General features: G+C 66.9%; 19 protein-coding genes. 3 read left to right on the top strand and 16 right to left on the bottom strand.

Translation table 11 applies throughout. The features are described from left to right. The 6 genes from ligA to H3H39_RS08355 are packed head-to-tail and all read right to left on the bottom strand — an operon-like array spanning position 1 to position 5,104. Complete coding sequence (ligA, locus tag H3H39_RS08380) at positions 1 to 426, bottom strand: protocatechuate 4,5-dioxygenase subunit alpha (protein ID WP_182152900.1); 426 nt, start codon at positions 424 to 426, stop codon at positions 1 to 3. Next, entirely contained in the window at positions 413 to 1,354 is a 942-nt protein-coding gene (locus H3H39_RS08375; RefSeq protein WP_182152899.1) for an amidohydrolase family protein, read from the bottom strand. The genes ligA and H3H39_RS08375 overlap by 14 nt, the downstream gene beginning before the upstream one ends. Then, a complete protein-coding gene (locus H3H39_RS08370; protein ID WP_182152898.1) occupies positions 1,351 to 2,280 on the bottom strand; it encodes an NAD(P)-dependent oxidoreductase in 930 nt (309 codons plus the stop codon). The genes H3H39_RS08375 and H3H39_RS08370 overlap by 4 nt, the downstream gene beginning before the upstream one ends. 3 nt (positions 2,281 to 2,283) lie before the next feature. After that, positions 2,284 to 2,982, bottom strand: coding sequence for a 4-carboxy-4-hydroxy-2-oxoadipate aldolase/oxaloacetate decarboxylase (ligK, locus tag H3H39_RS08365; RefSeq protein ID WP_182152897.1), 699 nt, complete (start codon positions 2,980 to 2,982; stop codon positions 2,284 to 2,286). Between the two features lie 2 nt (positions 2,983 to 2,984). After that, positions 2,985 to 4,010 (bottom strand): amidohydrolase family protein, encoded by a 1,026-nt coding sequence (locus tag H3H39_RS08360; RefSeq protein ID WP_182153088.1) that lies wholly within the window; start codon positions 4,008 to 4,010, stop codon positions 2,985 to 2,987. An 11-nt stretch (positions 4,011 to 4,021) separates the two neighbouring features. Beyond that, entirely contained in the window at positions 4,022 to 5,104 is a 1,083-nt protein-coding gene (locus H3H39_RS08355) for a 4-oxalomesaconate tautomerase (protein ID WP_182152896.1), read from the bottom strand. Between H3H39_RS08355 and H3H39_RS08350 the strand changes: the two genes are divergently transcribed. Genes H3H39_RS08350 through H3H39_RS08340 form a run of 3 tightly spaced genes read left to right on the top strand, consistent with a single transcriptional unit; the run spans position 5,103 to position 5,950 of the window. Further along, complete coding sequence (locus H3H39_RS08350) at positions 5,103 to 5,333, top strand: hypothetical protein (protein ID WP_182152895.1); 231 nt, start codon at positions 5,103 to 5,105, stop codon at positions 5,331 to 5,333. The two genes, H3H39_RS08355 and H3H39_RS08350, sit on opposite strands and share 2 nt — an antisense overlap. A 36-nt stretch (positions 5,334 to 5,369) precedes the next feature. Beyond that, positions 5,370 to 5,627, top strand: a complete 258-nt coding sequence (locus tag H3H39_RS08345) for an AbrB/MazE/SpoVT family DNA-binding domain-containing protein (protein WP_182152894.1) — start codon at positions 5,370 to 5,372, stop codon at positions 5,625 to 5,627. Next, the gene (locus H3H39_RS08340; protein ID WP_182152893.1) at positions 5,624 to 5,950 is read left to right on the top strand and encodes a type II toxin-antitoxin system PemK/MazF family toxin; all 327 of its coding nucleotides are present in this window, start codon (positions 5,624 to 5,626) and stop codon (positions 5,948 to 5,950) included. Before H3H39_RS08345 ends, H3H39_RS08340 begins: the two co-directional genes overlap by 4 nt. A gap of 117 nt (positions 5,951 to 6,067) precedes the next feature. Here H3H39_RS08340 and H3H39_RS08335 read toward each other — a convergent pair whose 3' ends face one another. From H3H39_RS08335 to H3H39_RS08290, 10 genes are all read right to left on the bottom strand, one after another. Continuing rightward, the gene (locus H3H39_RS08335) at positions 6,068 to 7,357 is read right to left on the bottom strand and encodes an NAD(P)/FAD-dependent oxidoreductase (RefSeq protein ID WP_182152892.1); all 1,290 of its coding nucleotides are present in this window, start codon (positions 7,355 to 7,357) and stop codon (positions 6,068 to 6,070) included. A gap of 10 nt (positions 7,358 to 7,367) precedes the next feature. Continuing rightward, positions 7,368 to 8,714 (bottom strand): glutamine synthetase family protein, encoded by a 1,347-nt coding sequence (locus tag H3H39_RS08330; protein WP_182152891.1) that lies wholly within the window; start codon positions 8,712 to 8,714, stop codon positions 7,368 to 7,370. A gap of 160 nt (positions 8,715 to 8,874) precedes the next feature. Then, positions 8,875 to 9,591: a TetR/AcrR family transcriptional regulator gene (locus H3H39_RS08325; protein WP_182152890.1), complete on the bottom strand. Its 717-nt coding sequence runs from the start codon at positions 9,589 to 9,591 to the stop codon at positions 8,875 to 8,877. Positions 9,592 to 9,659: 68 nt separating this feature from the next. After that, complete coding sequence (locus H3H39_RS08320; RefSeq protein ID WP_182152889.1) at positions 9,660 to 11,111, bottom strand: amidase; 1,452 nt, start codon at positions 11,109 to 11,111, stop codon at positions 9,660 to 9,662. A 22-nt stretch (positions 11,112 to 11,133) separates the two neighbouring features. After that, on the bottom strand, positions 11,134 to 12,663 hold the full coding sequence (locus H3H39_RS08315; protein WP_182152888.1) for an aldehyde dehydrogenase family protein: 1,530 nt from the start codon (positions 12,661 to 12,663) through the stop codon (positions 11,134 to 11,136). Positions 12,664 to 12,666: 3 nt separating this feature from the next. Further along, the gene (locus H3H39_RS08310) at positions 12,667 to 14,265 is read right to left on the bottom strand and encodes a flavin monoamine oxidase family protein (RefSeq protein WP_182152887.1); all 1,599 of its coding nucleotides are present in this window, start codon (positions 14,263 to 14,265) and stop codon (positions 12,667 to 12,669) included. A gap of 18 nt (positions 14,266 to 14,283) precedes the next feature. After that, the gene (locus tag H3H39_RS08305; RefSeq protein ID WP_182152886.1) at positions 14,284 to 15,633 is read right to left on the bottom strand and encodes an APC family permease; all 1,350 of its coding nucleotides are present in this window, start codon (positions 15,631 to 15,633) and stop codon (positions 14,284 to 14,286) included. A gap of 1 nt (position 15,634) precedes the next feature. Beyond that, positions 15,635 to 17,065, bottom strand: coding sequence for an amidase (locus H3H39_RS08300; RefSeq protein WP_182152885.1), 1,431 nt, complete (start codon positions 17,063 to 17,065; stop codon positions 15,635 to 15,637). 27 nt (positions 17,066 to 17,092) lie between these two features. After that, positions 17,093 to 18,151: a YCF48-related protein gene (locus H3H39_RS08295; RefSeq protein ID WP_182152884.1), complete on the bottom strand. Its 1,059-nt coding sequence runs from the start codon at positions 18,149 to 18,151 to the stop codon at positions 17,093 to 17,095. 16 nt (positions 18,152 to 18,167) lie between these two features. Next, positions 18,168 to 20,567, bottom strand: a complete 2,400-nt coding sequence (locus H3H39_RS08290; RefSeq protein WP_182152883.1) for an efflux RND transporter permease subunit — start codon at positions 20,565 to 20,567, stop codon at positions 18,168 to 18,170. Positions 20,568 to 20,579 lie beyond the last annotated feature (12 nt).

Raw genomic sequence — 20,579 nt, 5'->3', positions numbered from 1 at the left:
TCACTTCCCTCCCTGCGGTTGACGGTGTTCCTGCGCGTCGCCATCTTCGCCGACGTAGCGGTTGCCGTCGATAGCGCGGCCTCCGTTGATCATCATGTTGCGGTACTCCTCTTCCGTCATGCCGGTCATGCTGCCAGCCATTTGCTGGAAACTCAGGCCATCCGTGGCGCCCAGCTTGGCCAGGAAATAGATATTGCCGCCGGTGCGCATGCACCAGTTCAGGTCACGGGCCTGGACGGCCCGCTTCTGCTCCTCGCTCATCGGCCATTCGTCCAGATAGGCTTTTTCATCAGCCTTGAAGCGGGCGCGGTTCTCCGCCTTCATCAAGGACATGCAGAATTGATTGAGCCAGTAGCCTTTGCGCGACTGGTCCGCGTCGAAAATGATGGTGCCTGGCACATCCAGGTAGGGCTTATCGAGCGCCATTGCTTGTCTCCTCCGGCCAGTACAGCCGCATCGGGTTATCCACCAGTAGTTTATGCTGAAGTTCGGCCGTTGGGGCGATCTGGGGCAGCAGTTCCACCAGCAGGCCGTCATCCGGCATGTGGTCTTTCAGGTTCGGATGCGGCCAGTCGGTGCCCCACAACACGCGGTCGGGGAATGATTCCACCACGCGGCGGGCGAACGGAATCACGTCGCGGTAGGCCATGCGCTCGCCATCGAGCGCCTTCGGGCCGCTCACGGACAGCCGTTCCGGGCAGCTCACCTTGCTCCACACGTTCGGATGCTCGCGCATGAACTTCAGGAACAGGGCGAACTCCGGGCCATCGATATCCTTGCTCACGTCCGGCCGTCCCATGTGGTCGACCACCACGATGGTGGGCAGCGCGCTGAAGAAGTCCCACAGTTCCGGCAGATCCTGCGATTCGAAATAGACCACGATATGCCAGCCCAGCTTGGCCACGCGGCCGGCGATTTCCAGCAATTCCTCGCGTGGCGTAAAGTCGACCAGGCGCTTGACGAAGTTGAAGCGCACCCCGCGCACGCCGGCGTCATGCAAGGCTTGCAGTTCCTCGTCGCTGACCGTGCGGCGCACCGTCGCCACGCCGCGCGCCTTGCCGCCCGAGGACAGGCAGGCATCGACCATGGCGCGGTTGTCGGCGCCGTGGCAGGTGGCCTGCACGATCACGTTGCGGCTGAAACCGAGCTGCTCGCGCAGCGCGTACAACTGCGCCTTGCTGGCATCGCACGGCGTGTATTTGCGCTCCGGCGCGTAGGGGAATTCGGCGCCGGGGCCGAATACGTGGCAATGCGCGTCCACCGCGCCGGGCGGCAGCTTGAAGACCGGTTTGCTGGGGCCCGTGTACCAGTCCAGCCAGCCGGGCGATTTGGAGAAAATGGATTCCTGCTTCATGGTTGTTGTTCCTTGATGGTTGCGAGGAGTCGGTCCGCCTCCGTGCGCCAGTCGGCGCTACGGGCGAAACCTGGGGTGCCGCGTTGGCCGAAGGTGCCCGCATCGGCCAGTTGCGCCACCCAGGCCTGGCGCTGCGCGATCGCCGTCGCGCCCAGCGGATCGAGACCCGCTTCGCGCACGGTCTGCGCCACTTCGAACACCTCCTCGGCCCGCCGGCGTCCGTGCTCGATCACGCGCTGGAAGAAATAGGCGCCCTGCTGTTCCCAGTCGATGCTGGGGAAGGTCTCGTGCAGCGAAGCCAGTACCGCATCCTCCACACCGTAAGCGCGGGCGGCCGTGAAGCTTTCGATGACCAGCGCCTCCAGGCCCTTGATCATGATGGAGCGGCACATCTTGGTGGCCGAGGCCACGCCGAGTTGGTCCACTTTGTCCGCCACTGGCCGCGCCGAGAAACCCAGCTCGCGCAGCGCTGGCGCCAGCCGCGCGGCATGCGGCCCGCCCACCAGCAGCGGTACCCGCAGGCGGTAAGGCGGCACCGACGTCATCACCGCCCCTTCCAGGTAGCACGCGCCAGCCGCTTCAATCGCCAGGGCGGCGCGCAGTTTGGCGCCGGGCGATGCCGAATTCAGGTCCAGGAACACGGCGCCGGCACGCATGCCCGGCGCGGCGGCCTGCGCCACCGCCACGGTCTGGCCGGCGGTGACGGCCGAAATCACCAGGTCGGAGGCCGCCGCCAGCGCGGCATGGCTGTCCGCCAGCGCCACGCCGTGCGTGTCCGCGTGGGTCAGCATGGCGCCGTCGTCACGCTGGCGAAGGTCGTGGGCGCGCACCGTCATGCCCTGCGCGCACAGGTCTTCCGCCAGGATGCGTCCCACCTCGCCGTAGCCGAGCAGGCCGATGGACCAGGTTTTCGGATCGGCGGCCATGGCTCAGTCGATGTAGGTCAGGCCGGCCGCCTGCAGCGGGCCGCGCATGTTGTACATGTCCAGCCCCAGCACGCCGGAGGCCAGCTTGGCGCGCTTCTCGCCTTCCAGCGCCTCGCGCTTTTCGGCGGCCAGCGCCACCCGGGTGGCGTCCGCCGCCGGGACCACGGCCACGCCGTCGTCATCGGCCACGATCACATCGCCGGGATTAACGAAGGCGCCGGCGCACAGCACGGGAATGTTGACGGAACCGAGCGTCGCCTTGATGGTGCCTTTGGAGCTGATCGCCTTGCTCCACACAGGGAAATTCATCTCGGTCAGCGTCTTCACGTCGCGCACGCCGGCGTCGATCACCAGGGCGCGCGCGCCGCGGGCCTGGAAGCTGGTGGCCAGCAGGTCGCCGAAGTAGCCGTCGGTGCATTCGGCCGTCAGCGCCGCCACCACGATGTCGCCGGGCTGGATCTGTTCGGCCGCCACGTGCATCATCCAGTTGTCGCCGGGGTGCAGCAGCACCGTCACGGCGGTGCCGGCCACTTGCGCGCCGCTGTAGATGGGGCGCATATACGGTTTCATCAGGCCCATGCGGCCCATGGCCTCATGCACGGTGGCGCTGCCGAGACGGCCCAGCAGTTCCACCGCTTCGCGCGGGGCGCGCTCGATGTTGCGCTTGACGATGCCAAGCTGGTTGTAGGCGGGCGTAGTCATGATCAGCGTCCTTTCTGTTTGAGGGCGGCATCCAGGCGCGGATACACGCGGCGGGCATTACCTTCGAAAATCTTGTAGCGGTCGTCGTCGCTCAGCGCGGCGCCTTCGATATAGCGCCGGGTGTCGTCGTAGTAGTGGCCCGTTTCCGGATCGATGCCGCGCACGGCGCCGATCATTTCGGAGGCGAACAGCACGTTGTCGACCGGGATCACCTTGGTCAGCAGGTCGATGCCGGGCTGGTGGTAGACGCAGGTGTCGAAGAACACGTTGTTGAGCAAGTGGTCCTGCAACAGCGGCTTTTTCAGTTCCTGCGCCAGGCCGCGGTAGCGGCCCCAGTGGTACGGTGCGGCGCCGCCGCCGTGCGGGATGATGAACTTGAGCGTGGGGAAGCGGCTGAACAGGTCACCCGTCAGGCATTGCATGAAGGCCGTGGTGTCGGCGTTGATGTAGTGCGCGCCCGTGGTGTGGAAGCAGCTGTTGCAGCTGGTGCTCACGTGGATCATGGCCGGCAGGTCGTACTCCACCATCTTCTCGTAGATGGGGAACCAGTGTTCGTCCGTCAGCGATGGCGAGGTCCAGTGGCCGCCGCTGGGGTCCGGATTGAGGTTGATGGCGACGGCGCCATACTCCTTGACGCACTTTTCCAGTTCGGCCACGCAGGTGGCGGGGTCCACGCCCGGCGACTGGGGCAGCATGGCGGCCGGGATGAAGTGGTCCGGGAACAGCTGGCTCACGCGGTGGCACAGCTCATTGCAGATGGCGGCCCAGGTGGCGGACACTTCGAAGTCGCCGATGTGGTGCGCCATGAAGCTGGCGCGCGGCGAGAAGATGGTGAGGTCGGAACCGCGCTCGCGCATCAGGCGCAGCTGGTTGGTTTCGATCGTGTCGCGCAGCTCATCGTCGCTGATGCGCAGTTCCGACACCTTGGGCTTGGCCGACGGGTCCTTGATGCCGGCGATCTGGCGGTTGCGCCATTGCTCCAGCGCCTTGGGCGCCGTCGTGTAGTGGCCGTGGATGTCGATAATCAGAGGGTTTTTCATTATTTCTCCAGGAGGGATTGCGGGACCATCACTTCGCCACGCATGATCAGGCGCGCCGTGCGCAGCAGGGCCGCGCGCACGACTTTCTGTGGATCGGCCGGATCGAGCGCCAGTTCGACGCTGAATTCACCCGTCGGGTGTTCCACCGAGATGACCTTGGCCTCCCCTTCCGGCACGATGGCCAGGCCGTCGGCGACGGAGCCGCGCAGCACGCAGGCCGTGGCCACGGTGACGGCGGCCAGCACGCCGATGGCGTCGTGGCACACGTGGGGAATGAAGCTGCGGGTGCTGATATTGCCGCCGTCGCGGGGCGCGGCGATCAGGGTCATCTTCGGATAATTCTTGGTGGTGACGTCGCCCAGGCCCATGGCGTGGCCGCAGGCGATGCGCAGGCGCTCAAGGCGTTCCTTCAGTTCAGTGTCCGCGTTCAGCGCCTCCACCGTCTCGTAGCCGGTGCGGCCGACGGCTTGCGCCTTGAACAGCACCAGCGGCATGCCGTTGTCGATGCAGGTCACGTCGATACCGTCGATCACGTCGCGCACCTGCCCGGTCGGCAGCAGGCCGGCGCAGACCGAACCGGCCGTGTCGAGGAAGTTGATGGTGATGGGGGCGCTGGTGCCGGGCACGCCGTCGATACGGGCCTCGCCTTCATAAGCCACCTGGCCGCCGGGGGTGGACACGGTGATGTCGCACTGCATATCCGTGTTCAGGGTCAGCACCCGCAGCGTGGTCTGCTCGCCCTGGGCGCTCACCAGGCCCGTCTCCAGCGCGAACGGTACCACGGCGGCCAGCATATTGCCGCAGTTGGGCGTGGTGTCCACGGTATCCTTGTTCGGTTGGAGTTGCGCGAACAGGAAATCCAGGTCCACGCCCGGCACCGCGCTCTTGCGCACGATGCCGACCTTGCTGGTGAGCGGATGGCCGCCTCCCAGGCCGTCGATCTGGCGCGGATCGGGCGAACCCATCACGGCCAGCAGCACCTTGTCGCGCTGCGCCAGGTCGGCCGGCAAGTCCGATTCGAGGAAGAACGGCCCCCGTGAGGTGCCGCCGCGCATGAAGAGGGTTTTGATTGGGGTTTGCATGAACACATTGTGCGACGGCGGCGAACCGCAACCAATGAGCATAGCAATCTATCAGTTATCTAATTTTGCGATATCGCTGCCTGACGGGCTTGAAACCGATCACCATCGCGCATCAATGTCGGGTTCGGCTGGGAAGTGTGTGCTGGCGTGGCAGCCATTGAATGTAAAAGCAAGCGATTTGCGGGGCGGCGCCGCGCGTGCCAAAGGTTTGAAGCTCAACGTGTTTTGAAGTTATACTTTAATATAACTTATATCTGGAGGCGCCATGCACACCACCAATCTCCGCAAGGTAGGCGGCTCGATCATGCTCGCCGTACCGCCTGCCTTCCTTGACCAGTTGCAACTGCAAGCCGGTGCGACGGTCGGCCTTGCCGTGGAAAATGGTTGCCTTGTCATCAATCCAAATCCGCGGCCTCATTACACGCTCGCCGAGCTGCTGGCCGCATCCGACTATGCGCAGCCGCAACCGGCCGCTGAACGGGAATGGGTCGATGCGCCCGCCGTGGGCCGCGAGCTGTTATGAAGCGCGGCGACATCTATCTCGTGTCGCTCGATCCGACCGCCGGGCATGAACAAAGCGGCAGCCGCCCCGTACTGATCGTGTCCCCCGTCGAGTTCAACCAAGCCACCGGGCTGCCGGTGGTGCTGCCGATCACCACCGGTGGCGACTTCGCCCGCCGGCTGGGCTTCGCCGTGGTCCTGAGCGGCATCAAGACCACCGGCATCGTGCGTTGTGACCAGCCGAGCGTGATCGACCTGGCCGCGCGCCACGGCCGCAAGGTGGACACGGTGCCGGCGCCGCTCATGGATGACGTGTTGGCAAAAGTCGCCACACTCTTCGAGTAAATAAAGCCTTGGCGCGGATGAATTTCGGTGGATACCCACTAAAATAGAACAACAGTTCGTGGTTATCCACGGATCTTTCGCCTCATGCAGGCTTGCGGCGGCTTCGACCCGCCGCCGTCAACGCCAGCGTTCCAGCGCCTGGAAGTACCACATGCCCAGCGCCAGGATCTGGCGCCCCATCCAGTCGCCCACGGGCGCCCGCACGTGGCGGAAGCCGTGGAACACGTCGAAACGGTCCATGGTGCCGCAGATCGCGTTGGCCATCACCTCGCCCACGATATGCGACGTGGCCAGGCCGTGTCCCGAATACCCTTGCGCGTACCAGACGTTGGGCGCCAGTTTGCCCAGTTGCGGTATGCGGTTGAACACGATGCCCATGTCGCAGCTCCACTGGAATGCGATCTCCACCCCGCGCAACTGCGGGAAGGTGCGCTCGATGCAGGGCCGCAGTTCGGCCGCGATGTCGCGTGTGGTCTGGCCCGAGTAATTGGCGCCACCGCCGAACAGCAACCGGCCGTCGGCCGTCATGCGGTAGTAATCGAGCACGAAGCGGCTGTCGTACACCGCCACGTCGTGCGGATTGAGCTGGCGCGCCAGTTCCCCCAGCGGCGCGGTGGTAACGATGCCGCCCGGCGCGGGGAAGATGGTGCCGCTTAATTTGCGCCGTTCCAGCTTGTGGCTCACGTCACCAGCCAGCAGGATCTGGTCGGCGAACACAGTGCCATGCTCCAGCCGCAGCGAGGGCGTGGCGCCATGGACGATCTCCAGCACCGGCGACTGTTCGAATATCCGGCCACCCAGCCCGGCCAGCGCCTGCGCCTCGCCCAGGCACAGGTTGAGCGGATGCAGGTGCAGGTTGTTACTGTTGTGGATACCACCGTGGTACAGCGGCGTATCAAGCAGGTCGTGGATATCGTCCCGCTCCAGCCAGCGCACCTTATCCCCCATGCCGCGCCGGACCATGTCGTCGTAGGCCGCGCGCATGGCCGGCAGGTGGCTGGGCTTGTAGGCCGCGTGCAGATGCCCGGCCTTGAGGTCGCAGGCGATGCCATAGCGCTCCACACGGCGCCGGATGATGTCCTGCCCGCGCCAGCGCAGATACCAGATGAATTGCTCGGCCGCCTGCTGGCCGATGCGGCGCGCCAGCTGCTTTTCCATGGCGGCGTCGCCCGACAGGCTGCCCGTCACCTGCCCGCCGTTGCGGCCGGACTGTCCCCAGCCGATGCGGTTGGCCTCCAAGAGCACCACCCGCTTGCCCTGCTCGGCCAGTTCCAGCGCGCTGGCCAGGCCCGTGAAGCCGCCGCCGATCACGGCCACGTCGGCCCTGACCTCCCTTTCCAGCCGGGGATAGCGCACGGCGCTGTTGGCGCTGGCGTTGTAATAGGATGCGATACGTTCGCTACTCATGCCGCCCTCCTCACACCAGTTCCAGGTAGCGCTGCAATTCCCAGTCCGTCACACTCTGGTTGAATTGCGCCACTTCCCACTGGCGGGTCTGGACGAAGTGCTGGACGAATTCCGCCCCCAGCAGTTCGCGCGCCAGCGGCGAACGGTCCATGGCGGCCGTGGCCTCGGCCAGTGTGCGCGGCAGCCGCTCGACGGCTTCCGCGCCGCTGTTGGCGCCCGCCACCGGCGGCAGTTCCAGCGCCAGCCGGTGCTCGATGCCGTACAAGCCGGACGCCAGCGCCGCTGCCATCGCCAGATACGGATTGGCGTCCGCGCCGGCCGTGCGCGTCTCCAACCGCATGCTGTGCGGGCTGCCCGGGATCACCCGCAGCGCCGCGTTGCGGTTGTCCACCGCCCAGGTGGGCTTGACCGGCGCCAGGTTGTGGTCCACCAGCCGCTTGTAGCTGTTGATGAACGGCGCCAGCATCGGCAGCAGGTGCGGCAGACAATGCAACTGGCCGGCGATAAAGTGGCGCATGGTGTCGCTCATCTGGTGTTCGCCGTGCGCGTCGTGGAAACAGTTGCGGCCATCGCGCCACAGGCTCTGGTGCAGGTGCTGGCCGCAACCGGCATAGTCGGTCGAATACTTGGCCATGAAGGTGTTGAGCAAGCCATGGCGGCGGCCAATCTCGCGCACGGCCTGCTTGAACAACACGGCCCGGTCGGCGCTGCGCAGCGCCTCGCCGTAGCGGATGGCGGCCTCGAAGTTGCCGGGGCCGGCCTCCGTGTGCAGCGCTTCCAGCGGCACGTCGATGGCGTTCAGGTTGGTGAACAGGTCCTGCACGAAGGCGTGTTGGGCGTCGATGCGGAACGGCGAATAATTGGTCAGGCCATGGGTCGCCGTCTGCAACTGGCGATAGCCCTTGGCGCGCACCGACACCTCCGTCTCGTCCAGCACGAACCATTCGAATTCCGTGCCCACCTGGGCCGAGTAACCCATGGCGTCGGCCTTGGCCAGCACCTGTTTCAGCAACTGGCGCGGGCAGATCGGCAGCGGCGAGCCGTCGGCGCGCGTGTGTTCGCCCAGGATCAGCCAGCGGTTGCCGTCCCACGGCAGGCGGCGCGCCGTGCTCGGGTCCAGCACCAGGCCCACGTCGGGGAAGCCGGTGTGGAAGCCGGTGAAGCTGACCTGCTGGTATAACTGGTCCTGGATATCCCAGCCGAAGACGGCGCTGGCGATGGTGCCGCCGCCATCGAGCATGCTGGCGATTTTTTCGGCCGACAGGTGTTTGCCGCGGGCGACGCCGTCGATGTCGGTGACGAGGAAGCGGGCGTACGGTTCTCCCGCCAGCAGTTCTTTGCTAAAGGTGCTATTCATGATGTGACCTCCCTGTTGCCTGCGGATACGCAGGGTCGCGCCACCGGCTGGACGACGCGGGTGATCGCGGGCGTGCCAGTGCGCGGGTGTGGTTCGAATGGGGTTGGGATGGGTGGCGCGGCCCGCTCACGGGCCGGCCACCGGGGACGGGTCTAGCCCGTCAGGTGACGTCCGGCGGGGCTTCCGGCCGGGGCGGTGCCCACGACGCGGGCTGGGCTTGTTCATTCAACAGCATCAGATGGCTGGCCAGCGCGTGGCGGCAGATGCGGTGGTTGATATCGTAGACGGCGGTGCTGGCCGGGCCGCGCACCGACATCTCGATCAACAGGTGGTGATCGAGGATGGTGATGGTGCGCGCGGTGGCGCTGCACTGTTCCTTGCTCACGTACGGCACCAGCCGGCAGATGGCATCGGTCAGCAAGGCGTTCACCTGCAGGTCGATCTGCTCTTCCAGCGCCGTCAGCGCCGGCACCGACGCCAGCAGCGAAATCAGCACGCTCACGCCCGGCACGTCCTGGTACAGGGGCCGCACCGCGTCGTACACCATGTTCAGGTAGCGTATCAGGTCGACGCAACCGGTCCGGGATGGGTGGATCGCGTCCACCGCATCCTTGACCCGCTCCAGCCACTGGCTGGCCAGCGCGTGCACCACCGATTCCTTGTTGGGGAAGTATTCGTACAGGCCGCCCACTGACAGGCCGGCCGCCTCGGCGATGCGCTTGGTGGTCAGCTTGGCCAGGCCGCCGCGCGCGATTTCCTCGCCGGCGGCCCGCAGGATCACTTCGATCGTCTTGATGCCACGTTCCTGTTGCGGAATGCGCCGTTTGCCGGCGGACTTGCGCGCGGGCCGGGCCTGGTCGGCCCCGGATGGCAGCATGGGAGTGTCTTCTTTATGCATGCGGTTCAGGCACTATGTTGGTACTGTGAATTGGATGCTAACGCCGATTATGCCACAGCAGCTTGCGCCTGCTGGTACACGGGTGGGAATTGTTCGACGAACAGCGCCGAGCTGCCGGCCTTGGCGTGGTTGGCGGCGACCCGGAACACGGTTTCGTCGTCGAACGCATTGGCTACGATCTGCATCCCGGTCGGCACGCCATGGTCGGACAGGCCGGTCGGCGCGGCCAGCACGGGATAGCGGTTCAACAGGTTGAACGGTGGCGTCAGGCACCAGCCCAGGTTGGCCTCGTACTGGTGGCCGCGCGATTCGATGGTGGGCTCGGCCACCGGGTTCTGGTCGGCCGGCAGGTCGGTGGTGAGCATGGAGGCGCAGATGAAAGCCTGGTATCCCTTGCCCCAGACCTTGTCGTGCATGTCGCGGTGCAGCTGGCGGCCCAGTACCGCGCTGGGGATCAGGGACGCGGGCCCGCCCTTGCCTTGCACCCGGATCGCATCGGCGTAGCCGCACAACTGGTCGGCGTCGGCGTCGGCGATGTCGCGCATGAATTCATCGACGAACACCGCGCGCAGGCCGTCCAGCAGCACGGCGTTGATTTCCGCCAGATCCCAGTCCAGCTCGACCTCCTCCACGACGGCGCCGGCGCGGCGCAGGCCGTCCAGCGCGCGCATCAGGTTGCGGTGGATATCGTCGGCCAGCGTGGGGTTGCCGAACGCCGGGCTGTAGGCGATGCGCATGCCTTTCAGGTCGCCGTAGCTGGTCGGCAGCGGCGTGTACGGCAGCGTGGTGAAGGACGACGGATGGGGGCCGGCCAGCACGTTCTGCATCAGCACCAGGTCGTCGAAGGTGCGCGTCATCGGCCCTTCCACCGCCTGCACCAGGTATTCGTCGCCGGCGGCGCAGGCCAGGCGGCCGAACGGCGGCTTGAAACCGTACACGCCGCACAGCGACGACGGCAGGCGGATCGAGCCCGCCATGTCGCTGCCCGTGGCCAGCGGCGCCACGCCGGCCGCCAGCGCCGCGCCGGAGCCACCGCTGGAACCGCCGCAGGAATAATCCAGCGCCCACGGGTTGCGGGTCACGCCATACATCTTGCTCCAGGTGTGGCCCAGCACGCAGAACTCGGGATTGGTGGACTGGAAATAGGGAATCGCGCCCGCGTCCAGCAGTTTGTCGATGATAGGATGGTTTTCCCTGGCGACGCGGTCCTTGAACACCAGCGACGCCAATGGTCGCGGCCAGCCTTTGACGGCCGTTTCCTCCTTGACGATCACGGGCACCCCTTCCAGCGGACGGGCCGTGCCATCGGCGTAGCGGCGGCGCGCCTCCAGCGCCATGGCGCGCGCCTGCACCAGTTGCAGGCTGGCGGCGCTGTTGACGGTGGCTTGCTGCGCTTGCGCCGTTTCGATCAGGGAGTCGAGCACGGCGACCGGGTCCAGGGTGCCGGCGCGGAAGCGGGCCAGCAGTTCGGTAGCGGGAGTATAGGAAATGTTAGTCATGATGATTCCGTTGTGATATGGGTTAAACAGCGCCGGTGGTCTGCGATGGGTAGAACGCCTCGTCCGGGCGCGGCAGCCACCAGTCGTGGATGCGCGGCTGGTGGTCCAGGATCACCATCTTGGTACGGCGGAAGGCGTCCAGCCCCTGGCTGCCCAATTCGCAGCCCAGGCCGGACATCTTGGCGCCGCTGAACGGCAGCGCGTCGTTGTCGATGAGCGGGTTATTAATCCAGACCATGCCCGACTCCAGCCGGTCGGCCGCCTCCATCGCTTCCGCTAGGTTGGTGGTGAACACGGACGCGCCCAGCCCGAATTGGCTGTCGTTGGCCAGCCGCAGCGCTTCATCGAAGTCGGCCACGCGGCAGATCGCCGCCACCGGCCCGAAGCACTCCTCGCGCATGATGGCCATGTCCGGCGTGACACCGGTCAGGATGGTGGGCTCGTAGAACCAGCCCGGCCCGCAGCCGGGCGGAATGCGGCCACCGCATACCACGGTGGCGCCCTGCTCCACCGCCTGCCCGACCAGCCGCGCCACCTTGTCGCGCGCCGCCTTGCTTACCAGCGGGCCGATTTCGGCCATGCCCATGCCGTCGCCCACGCGCAGCTGGCGGGTGCGGTGGGCGAATTCGGCCACGAAGGCGTCGTGCACCGCGTCCTCCACGAAGAAGCGTTCCGACGACGTGCACACCTGGCCACTGAGCAGGAAGGCCGAGTTGACGCAGCCGGCGGCCGCCACGTCCAGCGGCGCGTGGCGCGAGATGATCATGGGATCGCTGCCGCCCGCCTCCAGCACGCAGGGCTTCATGCGCTGGGCGCAGGCCGCACCCACGGCTTGCGCGGCGGCCACGCTGCCGGTGAAGGCCACGGCGTGGGTGCCGGGCGACTGGATCAGCGCCTGCGCGGTGGCGGCGTCGCCGGGCAGGCAGGCCATCAGGCCGGCCGGCAGCGCGGCGAAGGAGTCCATGAAACGCAGCGTACACAGCGAGGTGGATTCGGCCGGTTTGACGATGCAGGCGTTACCGGCTGCCAGCGAGGCGGCCACCGTCCAGCACAACAGCAGGATCGGATAGTTGAACGGCAGGATATGCACGCTCACCCCATACGGTTCGTAACGCATGTGCTGGAACGAACCGGCCAGGTTGGTGCCGGCCACCTTGCCGCCATCGTTACGCGCCATCTCCGCGTAGTAACGGAACACGGAGGCGCAGATCGCCAGCTCGCCCATCGCATCCGGATAGGGCTTGCCCATTTCGCGGCAGATCAGCTGCGCCACTTCGCCGCGGGCTGGCGAGTGTTCCAGCGTGTCTGCGATCCGGTGCAGCACGGCGGCGCGCGACTGGGTATCGGTCGCGCGCCACTGGCGCTGCGCGAGGTTGGCCGCATCCACGGCGCGCCGCACGTCGGCCTCGTCGCACACGGGATAGTGGCCCACCACGGCCAGCGTGGCCGGGTTGACCGCCTCCTTGTGCCGCGCGCTGAACGGCGCCGCGTATTCGCCCTGCAGATAGACTTGCGGGCGCAGTGGCGTGAAATTACAAGCTTGCGTCGTCATGTGTCAGTGCCCTTTCAACGCCAGCACGATGGCCTTGGCGCACTTCTGGCCCGTTTCCACGGCGCCGTTCAGGAAGCCCGAGTGCTGGACCGAGGCATGTTCGCCCGCGAAGTGGCAGTTCCCCTGGCGTACACCTTCGTAGCCGTAGTACGAGGTGTAGCTGCCGACCGGATGTGCGGAATAGGCGCCCTTGCTCCATGGGTTACCGGGCCAGTAGTTCAGGATGGCGCGGCCATTCCACAGGGGCTTGAGGCCGGGGAAGGTCAGGTTCAAGCCGTCCAGCAGGTCGTTGGCCTTCTGGTTCAAGGGCTTGTTGTTCATCGAGACGGCCACCTGGTCGCCGGTGAAGCAGGTCAGGATGCCGTCCGTGCCCGGTTGGGCGCGCGTCACCTCCCAGCTGATCTGGTAGCCCGTATCGCCGTCACTCAGGCCCGTGTAGCCCTGCTCGCGCCAGATGCGGCGGTTGAACTGCATCTGGAACTTGGCGTGCATGCCCATCTTGAATTTCTGGATGGTGGCGACCTTACGGCTGTCGAAGCCCGCCTGGCTGTAATCGACCGAACTTTGCAGGATGGCGAACGGCAGCGCCAGCACCACATGGTCGGCCGTCACCTGCACCGCGCCCTGGCTGGTGCTGAAGCTCAGGGTGTAGCTCTGGTCGGCGTTGCGCACGATGCGGGTCAGCGCATGGCCCTTGACGATCTGGTTGCTGTCCAGCGTGGCGGCCATGCGCGTGACCAGTTGGTCGTTGCCGCCGCGGATGTGGAAGCGCTCGTCCGAACCGTGCTTGGCGAAGAAACCCACCAGGTCCAGCGCGCTGGTCTGGGTGGCCGCGATGCCAGCCGAAGCATCCATCAGCAGTTTGAGCAGCTTGCCCTGGCGGCTATCGAGGCCGCCGGGCACGTATTGGGTGATGTAGTCGGTGGCCGACATCTGGTCCAACTCGTAGCCGCGCCGGGTATAGTTGTCGAACGTTTGTGGCCATGGCGCGGCGCGGTTGTCGGCGTCGATCTGGTTGCTGAAGGCGGCGAAATCGGCCACCTGCTCGTCCCAGGTATAGCGCGCACCGTCGATCCAGAAGGTCAGCTCGCCGCCGGCATCCGTGTCGTAGGCCGCCAGGTCATCCAGCGTCAGGCCCAGGTCGGCCGCCAGGCCGCGCAGTTCCAGGTGGTCGGTGTCGATCAACTCGCCGCCGTTCTCCGATACCTGCCCCGGGAAGGTGGTGGTGTTGGACCAGCAGCGCCCGCCCAGCCGGTCGGACGCCTCGTACACGGTGGCATGCACGCCGGCCCGCTTGAGCTGATAGGCGCAAGTGAGGCCACCGAGCCCGGCGCCGACGATGGCGATGCGCGCGCTGACGCCCGCGCGGCTTGTCACGGCCGCGGCAGCCGCCATCAGCGGGCTCGCGCCCAGCAGCGCGACCGGGGTTGCGGCCGACAGCTTGAGCAGCGTGCGCCGCTGCTGTTGCCGCTGCTGTTGCCGCTGCTGGAGCCGCTGTTGGTAAAGTTCGCGCGCCTCTTCGTTCGAAATGCCGAGTTCATTGCGCAGACGGGCGACGTCCATCACGGACGCCAGGAATCGCTTCAAGGGTGAGTGTGCCATGTTGTCTCTTTGTGTTAGTTATGGGTTGCTTGTAACGGCGTCGCGTTGACTGTTGGACCCGCGACTGGTCCGGTTGGAAAATGTCCGGTATGCCAGGCCGGCCAGCAGCCAGCCTCCGCCCACGGCCAGCGCGGTGGCGCTCAGGTGGCTCAAAATGGTCAGCACGGCGCCGATGCCGCAGATGGGCACCGCCACATGGGACCACCAGCGCCGGCCCGGCTGGCGGCCATAGCGCACCAGCACCGACAGGTGCACGAACACGAAGCCCGACAGCGCGCCCACGCTGATGAAAATGGCCAGGTCGTCGATGCGGTTGCGCATCAGCAGCGCGATCGACAGCGACACGGCGGTCGAGACGATCATGGCCACGTAGGGATTGCCGTGGCGGCGATGCACCTTGGCCAGCACGGCCGGCAAGGTACGGTCGCGCCCCATGGCGAACAGCACGCGCGCCACCCCGGCCTGCATCGGCAGCACGTTGGGCACGCCCACCACCAGCGTCAGGAACCAGGCCAGCGCGATGGCCGCCCCTTTGCCCGAAATCGCCGTCAGCAGGTCGTAGATCACGGCGGCCGGATCGTGGATGGGGAAGCCAGCCATCAGGTTACCAAGCACCCAGGTCGTCAGCACGAAGATGCTGCTGGTGATGGCCAGGTTGGTCATGATGGCGCGGCCCACCACGCGCGTGTCGTTGTCCTTCACCTCCTCGGCCAGGGTGGACACGGCATCGAAGCCCAGGTAGGCCATCACGCAGATCGACGTGGCGGCAAGCACATGGCCGCCATTGAAGGTGCCCGGCTGGTACACCGGCGCCAGCGTCAGCGCCCCGCTGCCCGCGCCGCCCGCCAGCGCGTACCCGCACACGCCCACCACGGCGGCCACCAGCAGCAGTTGCAGCACCACGGACACCAGGCTGACGCGCGACGTGACGCTGATGCCGAACCAGTTGACGGCGAAGGTGGCGGCCACGGTCAGCACGATCCAGGTGGCGCGGTCGCCGTGCGGAATCAGCGTTTCGATGCTGACCGCGCACAGCGCGTAGGTGAACGCCGGCACCAGCAGGTAGTCCAGCAGGATCATCCAGCCGGAGATGAAGCCGGCGAACGGCCCCAGCGTCTGGCTGGCGAAACCGTACACGGAACCGGCGCTGGGCAGCGCCGACGTCATCACGGCATAGCTGCTGGCCGTGAAATAGACGCACAGGGCGCCCAGCAGGTAGGCCAGCACCGGCAAGCCGCCCGATACGGTCCACACAAATCCGGCCATGGTCAGCGGCGCCACCGGCGCCGTGTAGGCCAGGCCATAGAACACCAGATCCCGGTAGCTGAGCGAGCGCTTCAAGGCGCCGTTGGTGCTGGCTGTGCTCATGTCAGTGTGCTCCCTGGTGGTCGATGGCGGCCAGCGCCGGACGGCAGTCCTGCCACAGCGCGCGTTCCAGCGCGGCGCCGACGCGGAAGGCCGTGGTTTCGTCATAGGGGCGGCCCACGATCTGGACCCCGGTCGGCACACCGTTGCTGGCCACCCCGGACGGCACGTTCAGCACGGGATGGCGGCTGAGCAGGTTGAACGGATAGGTCATCGCATCCTGGTGCAGCAAGGCGGTGCTGTCGGCCTGCCCTTCGGCGGCGCTGCCGGTGCCGGCCATGGTGGGGCAGATCAGCGCGTCGAAACGGTCCATGACGCCGGCCATGGTGTCGTACATGCGGCCGATAGCCGTCTGCGAAGCCAGGTACTGCTCACCCGTCACCTGCAGGCCGGCGGCGGCGAAGGCGCGGATGTAGTCGCTCGTTTCCCGTTCCTGGTTCAGGATGCGGGCCGCGAATTCGCGCCCCGTCTCGAAGCCCAGCCTGTGGTCCAGCGCCTCGGCCACCCAGCTGCCCCAGCCCAGCGCCACTTCCTCCACCACGGCCCCCTGTGTGCGCAAGGCCAGCACCACCTCGTCCAGCGCGGTGCGTACTTCCGGGTGCACCTGGCAGTAGCCCAGGTCATAGGACAAGGCGATGCGCATGCCGCGTACCGGTTCAAACGCCAGCGGCAGTTCCAGCCTGGGGCTGATGGCGGCCGGATCGGCGTTGTGCGGGCCGTTGATGGCGTTGAACATCAGCGCGCAATCGGCCACCGTGCGCGCCATGGGGCCGATGTGGTTCATGGTGTTGAGCGCGTAGGCGATCGGGGTGACGGGCACCCGGCCGTAGCTGGGCTTCAGGCCCACCACGCCGCAATAGCTGGCCGGGATCCGGATCGAGCCCCCGATATCGGAACCGGAAGCGAGCGTGGCCAGGCCGGCCGCCAGCGCGGCGCCGCTGCCGCCGCTCGAGCCGCCCGGCGTCATGGCCGGATTCCACGGGTTGCGGGTCACGCCGTGGCGCGCCGACCGGGTGAAGCCGGCCATGTAGAACTCCGGCACGTTGGTCTGCGCGTGGATCACGGCGCCGGCGTCGAGCAGGCGCTGGGTGATGGGCGCGTTGACGGTGTCGGGCGTGTCGCCCACCAGCCAGGAACCCTTGGTGGTGGTCCAGCCGATCAGCGTGTGTTCATTTTTCAGCGCCGTCGGCAAGCCTTCCAGCGGGCGCGGGCTGCCGCTGCGGCGGGCATAGGTCTGCTCGGCCTCGCGCGCGGCCGCCAGCGCGGCGTCGCGGCGCTGGGCGCTGAAGCAGTTCAGTTGCGGCTCAAGCCGGTCGGCGCGGGCCTGGCAGGCTTGCAGCAGTTCCACCGGCGACAGGTCGTGGCTGCGGAACAGCCGCAGGGCCTCGGTGGCGGACAGGTGGCAAAGTTCGTCGGATGGGTGCGACTTGGACATGGTTTTCCTTAATTTGATGGATTCGATTTACTGGACTTCGGCCGGCACCGGGCCGCGCGCCGACATCAGCGGCGGCGCGAAACCGGCGTTCGGCAAGACCGCGTTCAGGGGCAGCCGGTCATGGCGATAACTGGCCTGGAAGGTGGCGCCGTCGTCCACGCTGCGCAGGGTCAGGCCGTCCTGGCCCACGGCCAGCACACCACGCTCACCGCCGGTGCGGACCAGGCCCGTGATCGAGGCCGTGCTGCCGGTGTCGATGCGCGTCCAACTCTGGCCGGCGTCGGCGCTGCGGTACAGCGCGCCGCGCAGGCCGCCCACCAGCAACGCGCCGTCCGGCAAGGCGGCGCCGGTCCAGAACGAGCCGGCATAGCCCGTGGCCAGGTAATGCCAGCTCTGCCCCTTGTCGGCCGAGTGCAGCACATAGCCTTTTTCGGCCGCCGCGTACAGCGCGTTGCCCGGCCCGGAAAACAGGCCGAACAGGTTCAGGTCGGCCCGCTTGGCGCCGGCCGGCGCTTCCAGCTGGCGGCTGGTCCAGTGCTGGCCACCGTCGCTGGTGGTCAGCACCAGCGACCACAGGCCGACCGCCACGCCGTTGGCACGGTCGAAGAAGTGCACCGCGAACAGGGGCCGGTCCTGGTCCGGCGTGCTGCGCTGGACTTCCCATCGCTCGCCGCCGTCACGGGAGTGCAGCACCACGCCGGCCTGCCCCACCGCCCAGCCTTCCTTGTCGTCGACAAAGGAGACGCCGGTCAGCGTGGCATCCAGTGGCACGCTGGCGGCCTGGCGCCAGTGCTTGCCCTGGTCGTCCGACAGCAGCACCACGCCGTGCGCACCCACGGCCACCGCGCGCGGCCCGGCCCAGGTGGTGGCCAGCATGCCGGCCTGGCTGGCATGGGCCACCTTGACGGCCGGGCGCAGCACGACGGGCCAGGCACCGCCCTCGCCCGGGGTGGCCGAGTTGGCCGAATTGGCCGCAGGGACCGGGGCGGCCAATGCGGCCGAACTGGCGCCCCAGGCGGCCGGCGCCAGCGCCAACGCGGCGGTGCCCAGGCACAGGCCCACTACTTTTTTCACATTGCGATTCATGCTTTTCTCTCCCGGTTCAATGCTGCAGCAGGCCAGGCACGCGGGCCGGCTTCCGGCGCGGGAACAGCCGTTCCAGCCACACGGCCAGGGCCGGCAAGGCCGTCATGGCCATCACCATGTTCACCATGAACATAAAGCCCAGCAGCTTGCCCATGTCGGCCTGGAACTTGAGCGCCGAGAACGACCAGGTGGCCACGCCGACGGCCAGCGTGACGGCCGTGAAGATGGTGGCGGTGCCCACCTCCAGGATCGCGTGCTCGAGCGCCTTGACGATGGGCTGGCCATGCGCCAGGTGCAGTTGCAGCCGGTTGTAGATGTAGAAGCTGTAGTCGACGCCTATCCCGACCGCCAGCACCATCACCGGCAAGGTCGCCACGGTCAGGCCGATGCTCAGCTCCTTCATGAACCAGTAGCCGATGAAAGTGCCCACCGTGAGCGGCAGGCAGCAGGCCAGCACGGCGCGGAAGTCGCGGTAGGTGACCAGCACCAGCAGCACGATGGCCGCATACACCCACAGCATCATCGGTAGTTCGCTGCGTTCCAGCGCCTCGTTCACGGCCGCCAGCACGCCGGCGTTGCCGGTGGCCAGGCGGATCGTGATGCCCGGCTCCGACTGGCTGGCCGCGAATGCTTCGGCGGCGGCGATCACCCGGTTGATGGTGACGGCCTTGTGGTCAGTCAGGTACAGGTGCACGGCCGTCATGCTGCAATCCTTGCGCATGGTGCCGCGGGTGCGGGCGATCTCGGTGGCCAGCGCGGCGAAGTTGGCCGCATCCAGTGGCACCGCCTCCATCTTGGGATTGCCCTCGTTGTAGCCACGGTTGTACTGTTTGATCTGGTCCACGAACGAGGCGATCGACAGCACGCCCGGCACCGGCTGCATGGCCCACGTGAAGCGATCCTGGAACAGGCCGATGTTGGCGTTGCCGCAAAAGCCTACGCCCTGCCCGTTGTCAGCACCGTTCTGCACGCCCTTGGCTTCGAAGATGATGGTCAGCCAGTCCAGGCCCGTGTCGTAGTTGCTGGCGATGGAGACGGCGTCCAGGTTGAAGCGCGCATCCGGCCGCAGTTCCGGCGCACCCGGTTCCAGCGTGCCGATCACCCGCCCCTTGCTCTGCCACACGGCCAGGCCAAAGATCAGAGCCACCACCGCCAGGCAGACAGCCGCGTTGCCCGGCCGCGCGATGCGCGCCAGCAGCCGCAGCCAGCCGGCCCGCTGTTCACGCAGCGCCATGGCGCCGTCGGCGTAGGACTTGTCGATACGGCAGAACGAAGCCGCCACCGGCAGCATCACCAGGTTGGTGACGATCTTGAAGGCCACGCCCAGCGAGGCGGCGATGGCCAGTTCGCGCACCATCGGGATCGGAATCAGCAGCAGCGTCACGAACGACACGAAGGCCGTCACCAGCGCCAGCGTGCCGGGGATCAGCAGGCCGGAGAAGCTGGCGCGGCAAGCGGCCAGGCAGGTTTTGCCCAGCGAGACTTCACGCACGATGTAGTTGATCTGCTGGACCCCGTGCGACACGCCGATCGCGAACACCAGGAACGGCACCAGCACGGCCAGCGGATCGAGGCCGAAGCCCAGCAGGTGCAAGGCGCCGAACTGCCACACCAGCGACGTCAGCGAACAGGCGATCGGCAGCACCGTGAACAGCACCGAACGGCAGTACCAGTACACGGCGCCCGCCGTCAGCAACAGTGCCAGCGCGAAGAAGCGCAGTACCGACTTGGCTGAATCGGCGATCTCGCCGATCTGCTTGGCGAAGCCGATGATCTCGATGCTGAACGCCTGGTCTTCATAACGCTGGCGCAGCTGTTCCAGGATGGCGTTGTAGGCCACGTAGTCCAGCTTCTTGCCATCGGCGTCGCGCTCCAGCAGTTCCGCGCTGACCATGGCGCTGTCCTGCCCGCGCGACACCAGGGTGCCGACGAAGCCGCCCTGCGCTGCCGCCCGTTCGATGCGGGCGATGGTGGCGCCGTCCAGCCGCTCGGGATTGATGCTGCCGTCGATCAGCGGATCGGCGCGGAAGCCCTCCTCCGTGATCTCGTTGACGAAGGTGTTGGGCGTCCACAGCGATTGCACGCCGAGCCGCTCCACGTTCGGCAGAAAGGTTACGGCCTGGGTCACCTCATACAGGCGTTTGAGACCCGCGGCGCTCCAGATCGTGCCCTTGCGCGCGCGGACCACGATGTTGAGGCGGTTGGCGCCCATCACATCGTTACGGTAAGTGTGGAACGTCTCGATATACGGGTGGTTGGCCGGCATCTGCTTCTCGAAGCCGGCCTCCATCCGCAACTGCCATCCCAGGTAGCCCATCACCAGGGTCAGGCCGAGCAGCGCCAGCATCAGCCAGTTGCGCCGCTCGAAACAGACCGTTTCAAAGCGCGCCAATAATCGGGCGGGTGAACGTGTCATCTCTGCTATCCG

Origin of the sequence: Rugamonas apoptosis (assembly GCF_014042355.1) — a bacterium.
GTDB lineage: Bacteria > Pseudomonadota > Gammaproteobacteria > Burkholderiales > Burkholderiaceae_D > Rugamonas > Rugamonas apoptosis.
The sequence above is the reverse complement of the archived record's forward strand: the minus strand, read 5'-3'. Positions and strand labels throughout refer to the sequence as shown.

Bases quoted from the DNA above. Each gene is read 5' to 3' on its own strand.
- ligA (WP_182152900.1), bottom strand. From the start codon at position 426: ATGGCGCTCGATAAGCCCTACCTGGATGTGCCAGGCACCATCATTTTC.
- H3H39_RS08375 (WP_182152899.1), bottom strand. From the start codon at position 1,354: ATGAAGCAGGAATCCATTTTCTCCAAATCGCCCGGCTGGCTGGACTGG.
- H3H39_RS08370 (WP_182152898.1), bottom strand. From the start codon at position 2,280: ATGGCCGCCGATCCGAAAACCTGGTCCATCGGCCTGCTCGGCTACGGC.
- ligK (WP_182152897.1), bottom strand. From the start codon at position 2,982: ATGACTACGCCCGCCTACAACCAGCTTGGCATCGTCAAGCGCAACATC.
- H3H39_RS08350 (WP_182152895.1), top strand. From the start codon at position 5,103: ATGAACACATTGTGCGACGGCGGCGAACCGCAACCAATGAGCATAGCA.
- H3H39_RS08355 (WP_182152896.1), bottom strand. From the start codon at position 5,104: ATGCAAACCCCAATCAAAACCCTCTTCATGCGCGGCGGCACCTCACGG.
- H3H39_RS08345 (WP_182152894.1), top strand. From the start codon at position 5,370: ATGCACACCACCAATCTCCGCAAGGTAGGCGGCTCGATCATGCTCGCC.
- H3H39_RS08340 (WP_182152893.1), top strand. From the start codon at position 5,624: ATGAAGCGCGGCGACATCTATCTCGTGTCGCTCGATCCGACCGCCGGG.
- H3H39_RS08335 (WP_182152892.1), bottom strand. From the start codon at position 7,357: ATGAGTAGCGAACGTATCGCATCCTATTACAACGCCAGCGCCAACAGC.
- H3H39_RS08330 (WP_182152891.1), bottom strand. From the start codon at position 8,714: ATGAATAGCACCTTTAGCAAAGAACTGCTGGCGGGAGAACCGTACGCC.
- H3H39_RS08325 (WP_182152890.1), bottom strand. From the start codon at position 9,591: ATGCTGCCATCCGGGGCCGACCAGGCCCGGCCCGCGCGCAAGTCCGCC.
- H3H39_RS08320 (WP_182152889.1), bottom strand. From the start codon at position 11,111: ATGACTAACATTTCCTATACTCCCGCTACCGAACTGCTGGCCCGCTTC.
- H3H39_RS08315 (WP_182152888.1), bottom strand. From the start codon at position 12,663: ATGACGACGCAAGCTTGTAATTTCACGCCACTGCGCCCGCAAGTCTAT.
- H3H39_RS08310 (WP_182152887.1), bottom strand. From the start codon at position 14,265: ATGGCACACTCACCCTTGAAGCGATTCCTGGCGTCCGTGATGGACGTC.
- H3H39_RS08305 (WP_182152886.1), bottom strand. From the start codon at position 15,633: ATGAGCACAGCCAGCACCAACGGCGCCTTGAAGCGCTCGCTCAGCTAC.
- H3H39_RS08300 (WP_182152885.1), bottom strand. From the start codon at position 17,065: ATGTCCAAGTCGCACCCATCCGACGAACTTTGCCACCTGTCCGCCACC.
- H3H39_RS08295 (WP_182152884.1), bottom strand. From the start codon at position 18,151: ATGAATCGCAATGTGAAAAAAGTAGTGGGCCTGTGCCTGGGCACCGCC.
- H3H39_RS08290 (WP_182152883.1), bottom strand. From the start codon at position 20,567: ATGACACGTTCACCCGCCCGATTATTGGCGCGCTTTGAAACGGTCTGT.